18 protein-coding genes are annotated in these 13,571 nt (G+C 40.3%); 13 read left to right on the plus strand and 5 right to left on the minus strand.

All coding sequences use genetic code 11. The features are described from left to right. Nucleotides 1-43 precede the first annotated feature (43 nt). Both tnpB and AYR53_RS08700 read right to left on the minus strand, forming a co-directional pair. Complete coding sequence (gene tnpB, locus AYR53_RS08695) at nt 44-418, minus strand: IS66 family insertion sequence element accessory protein TnpB (protein WP_068222408.1); 375 nt, start codon at nt 416-418, stop codon at nt 44-46. After that, on the minus strand, nt 408-590 hold the full coding sequence (locus AYR53_RS08700; RefSeq protein WP_068222411.1) for a hypothetical protein: 183 nt from the start codon (nt 588-590) through the stop codon (nt 408-410). The genes tnpB and AYR53_RS08700 overlap by 11 nt, the downstream gene beginning before the upstream one ends. Nucleotides 591-721: 131 nt before the next feature. Here AYR53_RS08700 and AYR53_RS08705 point away from each other — a divergent pair, with 131 nt between their 5' ends. The 4 genes from AYR53_RS08705 (at nt 722) to AYR53_RS08720 (ending at nt 3,397) form a co-directional block, all read left to right on the plus strand. Next, nucleotides 722-1,078 carry a hypothetical protein gene (locus AYR53_RS08705; RefSeq protein ID WP_125636215.1) on the plus strand — a complete coding sequence of 119 codons (357 nt, stop codon included), beginning with the start codon at nt 722-724 and terminating at the stop codon, nt 1,076-1,078. A 211-nt stretch (nt 1,079-1,289) separates the two neighbouring features. Continuing rightward, nucleotides 1,290-1,742 (plus strand): peptide-methionine (R)-S-oxide reductase MsrB, encoded by a 453-nt coding sequence (msrB, locus tag AYR53_RS08710; protein WP_068280774.1) that lies wholly within the window; start codon nt 1,290-1,292, stop codon nt 1,740-1,742. After that, nucleotides 1,743-2,258, plus strand: a complete 516-nt coding sequence (gene msrA, locus AYR53_RS08715) for a peptide-methionine (S)-S-oxide reductase MsrA (protein ID WP_068224515.1) — start codon at nt 1,743-1,745, stop codon at nt 2,256-2,258. It begins immediately after the preceding gene. Between the two features lie 263 nt (nt 2,259-2,521). Then, a complete protein-coding gene (locus AYR53_RS08720) occupies nt 2,522-3,397 on the plus strand; it encodes a YitT family protein (RefSeq protein ID WP_068224510.1) in 876 nt (291 codons plus the stop codon). Nucleotides 3,398-3,683: 286 nt separating this feature from the next. On the opposite strand, the gene brnQ is transcribed toward AYR53_RS08720, so the two are convergent. Then, a complete protein-coding gene (gene brnQ, locus AYR53_RS08725) occupies nt 3,684-5,036 on the minus strand; it encodes a branched-chain amino acid transport system II carrier protein (protein ID WP_068224508.1) in 1,353 nt (450 codons plus the stop codon). Then, nucleotides 5,036-5,806 (minus strand): nitroreductase family protein, encoded by a 771-nt coding sequence (locus AYR53_RS08730; protein WP_068224503.1) that lies wholly within the window; start codon nt 5,804-5,806, stop codon nt 5,036-5,038. The genes brnQ and AYR53_RS08730 overlap by 1 nt, the downstream gene beginning before the upstream one ends. 90 nt (nt 5,807-5,896) lie before the next feature. On the opposite strand from AYR53_RS08730, the gene AYR53_RS08735 reads away from it, so the two are divergent. Continuing rightward, the gene (locus AYR53_RS08735; protein WP_068224501.1) at nt 5,897-6,799 is read left to right on the plus strand and encodes a deoxyribonuclease IV; all 903 of its coding nucleotides are present in this window, start codon (nt 5,897-5,899) and stop codon (nt 6,797-6,799) included. A gap of 2 nt (nt 6,800-6,801) precedes the next feature. On the opposite strand, the gene AYR53_RS08740 is transcribed toward AYR53_RS08735, so the two are convergent. Then, entirely contained in the window at nt 6,802-7,635 is an 834-nt protein-coding gene (locus AYR53_RS08740; RefSeq protein WP_068224499.1) for a pyruvate, water dikinase regulatory protein, read from the minus strand. A 250-nt stretch (nt 7,636-7,885) separates the two neighbouring features. Here AYR53_RS08740 and rpsU point away from each other — a divergent pair, with 250 nt between their 5' ends. The 8 genes from rpsU (at nt 7,886) to glyQ (ending at nt 13,571) form a co-directional block, all read left to right on the plus strand. Beyond that, nucleotides 7,886-8,062, plus strand: coding sequence for a 30S ribosomal protein S21 (rpsU, locus tag AYR53_RS08745; protein WP_068224497.1), 177 nt, complete (start codon nt 7,886-7,888; stop codon nt 8,060-8,062). 36 nt (nt 8,063-8,098) lie between these two features. Continuing rightward, the gene (locus tag AYR53_RS08750) at nt 8,099-8,545 is read left to right on the plus strand and encodes a GatB/YqeY domain-containing protein (protein WP_068224494.1); all 447 of its coding nucleotides are present in this window, start codon (nt 8,099-8,101) and stop codon (nt 8,543-8,545) included. A 121-nt stretch (nt 8,546-8,666) separates the two neighbouring features. Beyond that, complete coding sequence (locus tag AYR53_RS08755; RefSeq protein WP_068224491.1) at nt 8,667-9,641, plus strand: PhoH family protein; 975 nt, start codon at nt 8,667-8,669, stop codon at nt 9,639-9,641. 36 nt (nt 9,642-9,677) lie between these two features. Then, complete coding sequence (gene ybeY / locus AYR53_RS08760) at nt 9,678-10,154, plus strand: rRNA maturation RNase YbeY (RefSeq protein ID WP_068224488.1); 477 nt, start codon at nt 9,678-9,680, stop codon at nt 10,152-10,154. Continuing rightward, a complete protein-coding gene (locus AYR53_RS08765; RefSeq protein WP_068224484.1) occupies nt 10,132-10,533 on the plus strand; it encodes a diacylglycerol kinase family protein in 402 nt (133 codons plus the stop codon). The genes ybeY and AYR53_RS08765 overlap by 23 nt, the downstream gene beginning before the upstream one ends. Nucleotides 10,534-10,566: 33 nt before the next feature. Then, nucleotides 10,567-11,475, plus strand: coding sequence for a GTPase Era (gene era, locus AYR53_RS08770; RefSeq protein WP_068224481.1), 909 nt, complete (start codon nt 10,567-10,569; stop codon nt 11,473-11,475). 59 nt (nt 11,476-11,534) lie between these two features. Further along, complete coding sequence (recO, locus tag AYR53_RS08775; protein WP_068224474.1) at nt 11,535-12,308, plus strand: DNA repair protein RecO; 774 nt, start codon at nt 11,535-11,537, stop codon at nt 12,306-12,308. 357 nt (nt 12,309-12,665) lie between these two features. Continuing rightward, a complete protein-coding gene (gene glyQ, locus AYR53_RS08780) occupies nt 12,666-13,571 on the plus strand; it encodes a glycine--tRNA ligase subunit alpha (RefSeq protein WP_068280758.1) in 906 nt (301 codons plus the stop codon).

A 13,571-nucleotide genomic window follows, 5' to 3' on the forward strand; every position in this document is an offset into this window, starting at 1 on the left:
CACTCAATCCGTATTTGTTGAATTGAGTTTACCATGTCTTACACTAATTTGGATAGTTATTTTTTCTTCTTTCATGTCCAGGCGGACATGTTTGATGAATTGTCGCGTCTAATGACCAACCACTGAGTAATCGTGTCAACTGTTTAGAATTTAATTTACGGAGTGCATTCTGATCAGTCGGCCATTGAAGTCGACCGTTTTCGATCCGCTTATAAAGTAATAAAAAACCATCACCGTCCCAAAATAAGGCCTTAAAACGGTCTTTTCTGGTTCCACAGAATAAATATAAGGCGCGATTGTATGGATCTAAATCAAATTGATCTTGGATAACACCAGCTAAACCATCGATTCCCCGACGTAAATCGGTTTTTCCACAAACTAAAAAGACCTGTTGAATCTGTCGTTGATCAATTATCACCAGCGAACACCGCCTTTAAAACTGCCTCTAAAATATAGTTGTTAATTCGATTGTAAACTACGACCGATTTATTAGCATCAACTCTAATTTGCAGGGCTTTTGTTGCCATAGTAGATCGCGATTGAGAACCAGAATGATCCATTTTAATTTGAACAATATCCGGTTTATCCAATAAAAATCACCTCACCAATTATTTGATGAGGCAATCATAACTTGAATTAAATTATTTTTGAAGTCGGTCAGTTATTTACTGCTTACGTTGTTTCCTTGTTAAAGTGAAATTAAAACTAAAGGAGGCACAACGTGATGAAAAAGACTGGCTGGATCATAATTATTATTTTACTTGTAGTCGTTATTGGTGGTGGTATTTATATGTATAATGGGGATCAGGCAAAACAAAATAAGATTGAGCAAATGCAAAAAGATAATAGTAGTCTCCAGAAAAGAATTGACCAGGATGAAGTTGAAAAACGTGAGCTGGAAAAGAATCAACCGGACGCGAGAAGAAACGCTTCTTCGGAAAAATCTGGTTCGGTTTCTGGTTCGGAGAATGCAGCAACACAATCTTCTGAATCAAGTAGTAGCGCATCATCCACTTCACAAACTACCGATAATTCAGTTAATAGTTCAACACCGGCCGAAAGTGAAAGCTCAAAATAATGGCAGAAAAAGTTGAAACTCACAACGGACGCGATGAAGTGGGTTAAATTATTTAATTATTAAAAGAGTAAGCTTCCGGCCAAACGGTTAGCTTACCCTTTTTGGATACCAGACCTTCAGGTAATCAAGTTGGCGTAGTTCATCTAATAAACAAATTGCGTGCAACTTAATTATAAATAAGTATAATTACGTAATGAAGGGAATGATCAGAATGGCTAAGAATAATGAAAATGATGATTTAAAAAAGCGTCTAACGCCACTACAGTATGATGTAACGCAACATGCTGCAACTGAGCGACCTTTTACTGGTAAGTACGATCAATTTGATGAAGTGGGGATCTACGTCGATGTTGTTAGCGGAGAACCTTTATTTAGTTCATTAGATAAATATGATGCTGGCTGTGGTTGGCCATCTTTTACAAAACCAATCAACGCCGCACAGCTCAACCAAAATATCGACTCTTCGCACGGGATGCTTCGTTCTGAAGTTCGGAGTAAAGAAGCCAAATCACATTTGGGCCATGTTTTTCCTGATGGACCACAGGCTGAAGGTGGGTTGCGTTATTGTATTAATTCGGCGGCACTACGTTTTATTCCGGTGGCGCACTTAGATCAGGCCGGTTATTCGAAATATAAGAATCTTTTCACGAAGGGGGACGCTTAAATGAGTGAAGAGACAGCAATTTTTGCTGGTGGGTGTTTCTGGTGTATGGTGAAGCCTTTTGATACGCAGCCTGGAATTAAAAAAGTCGTCTCTGGTTATACAGGTGGTGATGTTGCTAATCCAACTTACGAACAAGTTATTAGTCACACGACAGGCCACACTGAGGCCGTTAAAGTTACGTTTGACCCAGCCGTGATCTCTTACAAACAACTGGTACAGATATATTGGCAGGTAACTGATCCAACCGATGCAATGGGACAGTTCCAGGATCGTGGTGCTAGCTATCGGCCTGTAATCTTTGTAAAAAATGAACAGCAAAAAAAGATCGCCGAAGAATCGCGAAATAAATTAGAAAATAGTGGTAAATTTACCCAACCAATTGTCACTAAAATTGAGTCAGCCAAACCATTTTATCCGGCCGAAGAGGCACACCAAGATTTTTATAAAAAAGATCCATTGCGCTATCGAATTGAAGAAATGGGTGGCCGGGAAAAATTTATTAAAAAGCACTGGTAGGGAAGGTAAACAAATGAAGCGGGATTGTACCCACTGATACCGCTAAAATTAGGTTTATAAAATCTAAAAAGTTGGCGTTATAGATGTAGTTCACATCAATCCTTGGTTTGTAAAGTAAATCGGCCTAAGCGTGTAGTCGGTGATTAATCTACTTTTGAAAAAGGCCGCACTTTAAATGAGGATTCAGCGTATTTTGTTCAAGCTGGTAAGTGAGTATGTTATAATTCAGTCATTCTAAAACAAAGAGGCTAACTAACGATATAATGGATGATTTACAGCGTATTCTAAAAAAACATCAATATGCCGCACGGGCATCGACAGCTTTTATCTACTCAATTTGTGTTTCAGTAGCAATGAATTTCTTCTGGCAACCAGGTAAGATTTATGCTTCCGGAATTACGGGTTTTGCTCAATTACTGGCAACGCTCTCTAAACGTGTTTTACCATTTTCATTATCAGTACCACTCTTGCTGTTTTTGCTTAATTTACCACTATTTGTGTTAGCTTGGCGCCAAATTGGCCGACGTTTTACTATTTTTACCGTTATGGCGGTTGTTTTTTCAAGTATCATGATGAAGCTGGTTCCGATTACGGAATTAACTTTTGATCCAATTATTTGCGCCATTTTTGGTGGTGCAGTAAATGGTTTTGGTACTGGTCTGGCGTTGAAAAATGGAATTTCAACTGGTGGTTTAGATATCATTGGGTTGGTGTTACGTAAAAAAACTGGTCGGAGTATTGGGACCATTAATATTACTTTCAATGCGTTTATTATTTTAGCGGCCGGTTTTATTTTCGGTTGGCCGTACGCATTTTATAGTGCATTAAGTATTTTCGTTAACGGTAAGGTAATGGATATGGTTTATACACGGCAGCAAAAAATGCAAGTTATGATTGTGACCGATAAACCAAAGCGGGTGATTGATCACATTCAAAATCGCATGCGCCGTGGTATTACCATTGTGCATGATGCTGAAGGTGCTTACCAACATGACGAAAAAACCATTTTATTTACCGTTATTTCCCGTTATGAAATGCATGATCTGGAGGTTGCGATGCGTGAATCTGATCCTAGGGCCTTTGTCAGTATTTCAGATTCCGTTAAAATTTTAGGGCACTTTTACGAACCAACAGTTTAATCACTAGGTGTCAGAAAAGTGATCAGTTTCTGCGCTGAGCGTAAAAACCTGAATTATAGGCTAAGATCATTAAAAAATATGAATAAAATAAGGGCTGGGACGAAAACGTTCCAGTCCTTATTATTTTCGGATATTGCTCTAGAACGTGCGGCAAAAGTCTGGGTTTACGTGCCTAACTACAGCTAATTCAATAACCATAGTACGGTTATTGGATTAGCTTACGTTACGCAGTGAACCCAAAACCGACTTTTACCGCACTCCGTATTAGGTGTACCGCAAGGATAGTTTAAACAGGTAATTTAATTTGTTTAGGCCAAAAATGACTTAAGAGCAAACCGACCAGAAAACCAATTATTGCCGGTAGAAGCCAATCAAGACCAATACTGAAAAGTGGCAGGTAGTGCTGGGCTAAGTTTAAGCAGGCCTGGCTAACCGTTAATTGACGTAGGCTTGCCGGTGCAACGTTAAGTCCGTCAATAATAGCCACTAGGAAAGTGAAGCTTGTTGTTGTCAGGTAAACGATTTGGCGATGGTGAAATAGTGGCGACAGTATTCCCAGCAGCATTAAAGTCACAGCCAAGGGATAAATGAAATATAGAACCGGAGTTGAGTAAGCAATAATTTTGGTTAACCCCACGTTAGCAAATAGACAGGCTAGACTACTGGCCAAACTGATCCAAACAAGATAGCTTACTTCAGGAAACAAACGGTGAAATGATTCACCAAACGCTGATATTAAACCAATGGCTGTTTTTAAACAGGCAATGATTACAATTAAGGCCAAAAGTGTGCTGCCAAGGCCACCAAAATAATAATTGGCAATTTGTGCCAGCGCAATGCCCCCATTTGCAGATGGCTTAAAGTGGCCAGCACTCATTGTTCCCATTATTGCTAATAAAGCATAAATGATTGCCATTAGGCTCATGCTGATTAACCCAGCGCGAACCGTATCCCGGGCAATGGCGGTGGGCCTTGTAACCCCTAGCCCAATAATAGTATCCGTAACGACAACGCCAAAGGCCAGTGCCGCTAATGCATCCATTGTATTATAGCCGGCAGTGAAACCAGTAAAAAAGGCGTGATTTTGGTAGCCTGCCAACGCTGGTACTTGGGAGATACTGCTTAATGGTTTGATTAAAGCAATCAGCAAAAGGCTACCGAGTAAGATGAGGAAAATTGGATTTAGGTATTTACCAATAATCTCAATCAACTTAGATGGTTTTCGTGCAAACCACCAGGCCAACAAGAAAAAGCCAAGTGAGAAAATCACGAGTAACCATTGGTGCTGCCCCGTGAATGGGACCATGCCAATCTGAAAAGACGTTGTTGCGAGCCGTGGTAACGCAAAAAAGGGTCCGATTGTTAGGTAGAGCAAAATGGTAAACAAGTAGGCGTAGGGCCGACTGATTCGGTTAGCAAGTTCAAAGCTACCGCGACTACGGGTCAGGCCCAGAGCAACCACACCAAGCAGCGGTAAACCGACCCCAGTTAAAAGGAACCCAAGAATAGCCGGCCCAACATTCTGACCACTGTGTTGACCAAGAAAAACGGGAAAAATTAGGTTACCGGCACCAAAGAATAAACCAAAAAGTAATGAACCAACGTACAGGGATTGCTGGCGATTGAGACGTCTCATAATTAATGGTCCTCCCGATCGGTCTTAAAATCCAATAAGAAGCCTTGTGCCTGGATGATTGCTGCCAAATCCGCTCGGTTACCTAATTCTTGGCTGATACTCTGGGCAATGTGTTGTTGATAATTTGTGGTTCGCGGTGTTTGCCGGCGATTTTGGTAATAGGCTTGAACTTGTTGGTTGTAGTTAGTAAGTGCAACTGGTTTACGGGGGTAGTGGTTCGTAAAGTGAACCGCCCGTTCAGGTAAACGTGGTTTCTCACTAGGATCTTGTTCAGGATAACCGAGAGCCAAACCCAATAATGGAAAGGTTAATGGTGGCAGTTCTAGTAATTGAATCATTTGCTGCGCATCGTTTAAAACACTGCCTAAAATAACACTGCCGATGCCGATACTTTCTGCGGCAACAACCAAGGATTGTGTCACTAGAACAGTATCAAAGACCGCCGCCAAAAATTTATCGGTACTGTGTAATAACTTATCTGGTTCATGTTCGGCCAAAGCCAGTTGCTGATTTCGTTGTTGATCAGCAATCATGATTAGTAGGTGTCCATTGTTGGCAACGTAATCCTGACCAGAAATCGCTGCAATGGCCCGTTTCTTTGCTGAATCAGTAACGCTGATGATTGAATAGTTCTGACAAAAATTACTTGTTGCTGTGTGTTGGGCAGTGGCGATTAATTTTTCAATAATATCTGTGGCTATTGGTTGTGGTTTAAATTGACGAATTGTTTTATGATGAGTGAGTAATGCCAGTGTTGTGTTTAAGTCAGACATGTTGAACTTCCTTTCTAAAACTCGGACTAAAAACAGTACTAGGCTAACTTTACAGGAATTTATTTGAAATGAAAAGAAGCGGGGTAAAAAATGACATTAATTGGGTCCCACGTTAGTATGCACGGTAAAGATATGTTCCTTGGCTCGGCCAAAGAAGCGGCCAGTTATCATGCAACTACCTTTAGTATTTATACGGGTGCACCACAAAACACACGGCGCAAACCGATTGCTGAGTTGAACATTGTGGCCGGCAAGGCTTACATGCAAGAACATGGATTGCAAAGCATGGTAATTCACGCACCTTACATTATTAATTTGGCAAACACTAAAAAATTAGATCATTTTAGTTTTGCGGTGGATTTTTTGCAAAAAGAAGTTGTTCGGGCGGAAGCCATTGGTGCTAAGCAAATTGTGTTACACCCAGGTTCCCACGTTGGAGCAGGTTCTGCGGCAGGAATTGCCAATATTGTCAAAGGACTAAATGAGGTGTTACGGAGTGATCAAACAACTCAGATCGCTTTAGAAACGATGGCCGGTAAGGGCACTGAAGTTGGCCGAACGTTTGAAGAGCTTGCCGAAATTATTACGGGAGTTACCTTGAACGATAAATTAAGTGTTTGTTTTGATACTTGTCATACAAGTGATGCCGGTTACGCCATTAAAACTGATTTTGATGGTGTTATGACTAAATTTGATCACGTAATTGGTTTAGACCGCCTAAAGGTGATTCATTTAAATGATTCAAAAAATCCGCAAGGCAGTCATAAAGACCGGCATGCGGATATTGGTTTAGGCTACATTGGTTTCGAGCGGCTTAATCAAATTGTTCATGATGAGCGTTTTAACACTGTTCCCAAAATTATGGAGACACCGTGGGTTAAAGGGGAAGGTAAGGATAAATTTGCCCCATATGGTTACGAGATTGCAATGTTTGAACGGCAGCAATTTAACCCTAATTTAGAGGCCGATATTTTGGCGCAAAGGCCATTTTAATATTATGGTTTGGGGCTACCGTAATTATCTAAGTCTAAGTGTTCCAAAATGAGTGTTGCCGTTTCTTCAATTGACCGGTGGGCGGTGTTAACGACGTAGCAACCGATTTTTTGGTACAGCTGACTTGCATAATTGAGTTCTTCAGTAATCTGTTTTGTATCAGAGTACGCCGTATTGGGGTTAAGCCCGTAAGCAATCATTCGTTCACGGCGGAAATTATTGAGGACGGCAATATCCGTTGTTAGGCCAATGATCTTCTTAGGATCAACTTTCCAAAGTTGTCCGGGAATGTGTGCCGAGGGGACGAGTGGTAAATTAGCGACTTTTAAATTACGGTTAGCTAAAAATAAAGATAGTGGGGTTTTCGATGTTCGCGAAACACCTAGTAGAACGATGTCAGCTTCTAAGAAACCCTGTGGGTCCTTGCCATCATCGTACATAACGGCAAACTCCATAGCAGAAATTCGGTCAAAATAACGATCATTAAGCCGATGAATGGCCCCAGCTTCACCCCGCGGCTGTTCACCAGAACGTTTAACAATTTCGGACATAATTGGATTTAATAAATCATAGCAAACTAACTTATTTTCTTTGGCAAATTGATTAATTTTATGGGAGAGACCTGCAGTAACTAATGTGTGAATAATGATTGGTTGTTTTTCCCTTGCCTGTTTCAAAACAACATCAAGCCGTTCTTCAGTTTTAGTGAAGGGAAAACGAAAGTAAACGGGTGAAACGTCCGTAAACTGGGCCAATGCGGCCTTGGCAATATTAAGGGCGGTTTCACCAACGGAATCAGAAATAATAAAAAATTTGATTTCTTGTTTTGCGACCATTTAAAAGACTCCTTTAAAATTAAAAAATTTATTTGTGTATCGGTAAATAAGCCATTTCTTATTGTAATTGCTTTCATCATAGCATAATTATCCGGTCCAAGGCGACGAAAAAAGATAAATTTAATCACGACAATTGTGTCCAGTTATTGACGTGGTACGATTACATCTGTATAATAAAAGCCGAATCAGTTTTTGAAGGAGAAATCTTGCAAGACGATTCCATTCTTGAGCTCGGAGGGAGGGATATCATATGGCAAAGACAGTCGTTCGCAAAAACGAATCTCTTGATGATGCTCTTCGGCGTTTCCGACGCACTGTGTCCAAAAATGGTACATTGCAAGAATACCGTAAACGTGAATTTTACGAAAAGCCAAGTGTTAAACGGAAATTAAAATCAGAAGCAGCAAGAAAGCGTAAGAAATTCTAACACTTTTTTGGTGTGAATGAAGGAAATGATCATCAGATGGCTCTGATTGATACGTTAAATGCAGACTTAAAGACGGCAATGAAAGCGCGGGACAAAGAGACATTAGCCACTGTTCGGATGTTAAAAGCTGCCGTTGTTAATGAGCAAGTTAAGCTAGGGCACGATTTAAACGATCAAGAAGGATTGGCTATTTTAGCGACAGAACTTAAGCAACGAAAAGAATCGTTGACTGAGTTTAAAAAGGCTAATCGTGAAGATTTAGTCACGCCGTTATTACAAGAAATCAAGATTGTGGAACGTTACTTACCACAACCGTTATCCGAAGATGAAGTTAGTCAACTTGTCCAACAAGTAATTGAACAAGTTGGTGCAACTTCAACTAAGGATTTTGGTAAAGTGATGAAAGTTTTGATGCCACAAGTTAAAGGTCGCGCGGATGGCGCTGTTGTAAACAAGCTAGTTAAAGCTGCTTTAACAAAATAAGAAAAAAGGTTGTGCTTAGGCACAGCCTTTTTTCTTTGTTCATTTGCAGTTGTGGTGCTTTTCCGGCCGCTTTGTGCTATCATTTTTATTGTTAAAGAATACACTAAAGGGAGTCTCTTATTTGACTGAAGGACAAGTAACGAAAATATTTCGCGTCACCAACCCGGATGAGGCTGTCAGTTTAATGGGCACACAGGATAAATTTTTAAAGATCCTAGAAGAAGGGCTGCACGTCACGTTGGCTGCTTTTGGTAATGAAATTAAAATTACCGGCACTTCCAGTGATGCAAGTAAAACTTATGCAGTTTTGGCTAATCTTCTACAATTATATACACAAGGAATTAAAATCAGTAGCGCTGATGTAGTCAGTGCAATGAAGATGGCCCAGCGGGATACATTGGAGCACTTTCAAGAGCTGTATAAAACCGAATTAATTAAGGACCGGCGGGGTAAACCAATTCGCGTGAAGAACTTTGGTCAACGGCAATACGTTACGACAGTTCGCCAAAATGATATCACTTTTGGTGTTGGGCCGGCCGGGACGGGCAAAACTTTTTTGGCCGTTGTCATGGCGGTTGCGGCGTTAAAAAATGGAGAAGTAGAAAAAATTATTTTAACGCGCCCGGCCGTTGAAGCGGGAGAGAGCCTAGGCTTTTTACCTGGTGATTTAAAGGAAAAGGTCGATCCGTATTTGCGGCCAATTTATGATGCTTTGTATGAAGTTTTAGGTGCCGAACATACGACACGCTTAATGGATCGCGGGGTTATTGAAATTGCACCACTGGCCTATATGCGTGGTCGAACGTTGGACAATGCTTTTGTTATTTTAGATGAAGCACAAAATACAACAACAGCACAAATGAAAATGTTCTTAACTCGCCTTGGGTTTGGTTCTAAAATGATTGTTAATGGTGATATTACGCAAATTGATTTACCACGCAATGCTAACAGTGGTTTGGTGCAAGCGCAGCATGTTTTAAAGGGGATTAGTCATATTGCATTTGTTGAATTCTCGGCAAACGATGTGGTTCGGCACCCAGTTGTGGCTAGTATCATTGAGGCTTATGAACGCCAGGAAAAAGTGCCAAAAAATTAATACTAGGTCATTAATCTTTGATGGAGGAATTACTAAGTGGATTTAGAAATTTATGATAATACAAAGGCTGTAACGCAAGCACACTTGGAATTAATTAAAAAGATTACCGAGTTTGCCGGTAACTACATGAAGTTACCTGAAGATACAGAAATGTCAGTAACATTAATGCATAATGATGAGATTCATCAAATCAATAAAGAATACCGTGATACTGATCGCGCCACGGATGTCATTAGTTTTGCGATTGAAGAGGATCCTGATGATCAGGATGTTATTATTTTGGATCCGGAGATGCAAATTCCCCGTAATATTGGTGATTTGATGATTTCGGTAGATAAGGTTGCTGAACAGGCAAATGATTATGGGCATTCTTTTGAACGTGAATTAGGCTACACGGTCGTACATGGCTTTCTTCATTTGAACGGCTATGATCACATGCGCTCGGCCGAAGATGAAAAAGTAATGTTTGCCCTGCAGCGTAAAATTTTGGATGCTTATGGGCTTAAAAGATAAGCGGCAAGTTGAAAAAAACCATAACTTTTGGCAGAGTTTACACCATGCATTAACGGGTATTTATCAAGTATTTATTGAAGAGCGCAACATGCGTTTTCATTTTGGCACGAGTATTTTGGTGTTGGGACTTGGTTTTTTATTTAAGTTGCATCGTTTTGAGTGGCTATGGCTATTACTTGCAATTTTTTTAGTGATGCTAAGTGAGTTAGTCAATACAGTGGTTGAAAATTTGGTTGATTTATTAACGCAACATCACTATGAATTAGCGGCCAAAAATGCAAAGGATATGGCGGCAACGGCTGTTTTATTGGCGGCCTGTTTTGCAATTATTATTGGAATTATTATTTTTATGCCCCATTTATGGCCGCTAATTAACTAGCAGGTTTTTAGAACCAAATAAGGAGGATACATTGTGAGTGAACAGGCAGATTTTCATTCTGGCTTTGTCGCGATTGTTGGACGGCCTAATGTTGGTAAATCAACTTTTTTGAACCGGGTTGTCGGCGAAAAGGTTGCGATTATGTCAAATAAGGCACAAACAACTCGTAATAAAATTCAGGGAATATATACAACTAAAACGGCCCAGATTGTTTTTATTGATACACCAGGAATTCATAAACCAGATAATAAATTAGATGAGTTTATGCTTAGTTCGGCAACTTCTTCACTTAATGAAGTGGATGCCGTCCTATTTATGGTCAGTGCCAAAGATAAAAAGGGTCCTGGTGACACGTTTATCATCGATCAATTAAAACGGGTGAAGCAGCCTGTGTACTTAATTGTTAACAAAATCGATACAGTTCACCCGAATGATTTGGCACCGTTTGTTGAAAGCTACCAAAAAGACATGGCGTTCAAGCAAGTATTTCCAATTTCAGCACTGCAAGGCAACAATGTGACTGAATTATTGACGGAACTTGAACGTGAATTACCGGTGGGACCGCAATATTATCCAGATGATCAGATTACCGATCATCCAGAATATTTTGTTGTTTCTGAACTAATTCGTGAGAAAATTTTAGAATTAACCCGTGAAGAAGTCCCTCATTCAGTTGCAGTTCAAGTTGAGAAAATGCGGCATAATGATAACGAAAAGATGAAAATTGACGCAACCATTGTTGTTGAGCGCCCCGGTCAAAAGGGAATCATTATTGGTCAAGGCGGCAAAATGTTGAAGGAAATTGGTACGCGCGCAAGAAGAGATATTGAACGTTTACTAGGTGAAAAGGTCTATTTACAATTATGGGTTAAGGTTGACAAGGGTTGGCGCGATAATCAGCAGTATCTAGATGAATTAGGTTACCGTAAGAAAGACTATTAAGCAGTGAGATAATGAACTTAGGCCGTGTTTGAAGGTCAAGCTTTGAAGGAGGGGTGCGTGTGGCACAGCGACAAATAACTGACTTTAATGGTTTAGTGATGTTTCGCCGGGATTACCGGGAACGTGATATGTTGGTTAAGTTTTTTACTGATCAATTTGGTAAAAAAATGTTTTTTATTCGTGGCGCACGCAAACGCGGTTTTAAATTGGCGGCTGCATTACTACCCTTTACGCAAGGAACTTACGTTGGAAATATTCACGAAGAAGGGTTGTCATTTATTAACGCGGCTAAAGAGTACCATCAATTTCAAAGCATCTCGACTGATATTGGTTTAAATGCGTACGCAACCTACATCTTAAATTTGATTGATGTTGCTTTTACGGATAACCAACCGTTACCGCGCTGGTACCAACAGGCCGTTTTATCGGTGCAACTGATCGACGATGGATTTGATCCAGAGATTATCACGAACATTAATGAAATTCAGTTGTTGGCGGCGTTTGGAGTGGCACCTTACTTAGAAAGCTGTGTCATTTGTCACCGAAGTGATCTTCCCTTAGACTATTCTGAAAGTTATGGCGGCCTGTTGTGTCAGAAGCACTTCCATTTGGATCCTTATCGCTTTCATGCAAGTGCGCGGGCAATTTATTTGCTGCGCCAGTTTTCGGTGCTTAATTTAAGTAAGTTGACGTCAATTTCGGTGAAGCAAGCTACTAAGGATGAATTGCGGCGAATAATTGACCGCATTTATAGTGATACAGTAGGTCTATCATTAAAAAGTAAACATTTTATTGATGATATGAAAAATTGGGATCACCTGTTGAAACCATAATTGACAAGTTAAATGAAAATCGGTAGAATTTAGTTTAGATGAACGATGACGGAAAGAAACAGGTAATGATTTATCAGCGAATTCGGAAATAGTGCAAGCCGAACTAAATTATGACTGCGGGGCATTCCTGAGTGATTAGGTTAATATTAAAGTGTTAGTGAATAAATCACTAGAACTAGGGTGGAACCGCGAGTAATCGTCCCTATTCCCTATGTAGATTGTTAATCTGCATAGGGGCTTTTTTATTTAAATTCGTAGAGAAGCTTATCAGTATAACTTATTCAAAACAAGTCGCTTGGCTCAAGCGTTACTTTTATTAGTGGTGTTTTGGCTTTAAATGTGAAGGGAGTTTCACTTATGGATCAAAAATTAAATATTCAAGATATGATTTTGACTTTACAGCGTTATTGGAGTAAGCAAGGTTGCATGCTCATGGAGGCCTACGACACTGAAAAAGGTGCCGGGACGATGAGTCCGTATACTTTTTTACGGGCAATCGGACCTGAACCATGGAATGCAGCTTACGTTGAACCTTCAAGACGGCCGGCTGATGGACGGTATGGTGAAAATCCTAATCGGTTGTACCAGCATCACCAATTTCAAGTTGTCATGAAGCCCTCCCCAGCAAATATTCAAGAACTTTACCTGGATAGTTTGCGGGCGTTAGGCATTGATCCTTTGGCCCACGATATTCGGTTTGTTGAGGATAACTGGGAGAATCCATCAATGGGCTGTGCCGGTGTTGGTTGGGAAGTTTGGCTGGATGGGATGGAAGTCTCACAATTCACTTATTTCCAGGTTGTTGGCGGCCTAAACGTTAGGCCAGTTACCTCAGAGATTACATACGGAATTGAACGATTAGCTTCTTATATTCAGGACGTTAATTCTGTTTTTGATCTTGAATGGGGCGATGGTGTCAAATATGGTGATATCTTTAAGGAACCTGAGTTTGAACATTCAAAATATTCTTTTGAAGAAAGCAATCAAGATATGTTGCTGCAATTATTTGATATGTACGAAAATGAAGCAAAAAAACAGATTGATAACGGCTTAGTTCATCCTGCTTATGATTATATTTTAAAGTGTAGTCATACTTTTAACTTGTTGGATGCACGTGGCGCGGTCAGTGTTACGGAGCGTGCTGGCTATCTTTCACGGATTCGAAATATGGCCCGGGCAGTTGCACGAGCATTCGTGGCTGAACGTGAGAAGCTCGGTTTCCCATTGCTAAAACAAGATACTGAAAAAAAGGAGGAGAACTAA

It is taken from the genome of Loigolactobacillus backii (assembly GCF_001663675.1).
GTDB lineage: Bacteria > Bacillota > Bacilli > Lactobacillales > Lactobacillaceae > Loigolactobacillus > Loigolactobacillus backii.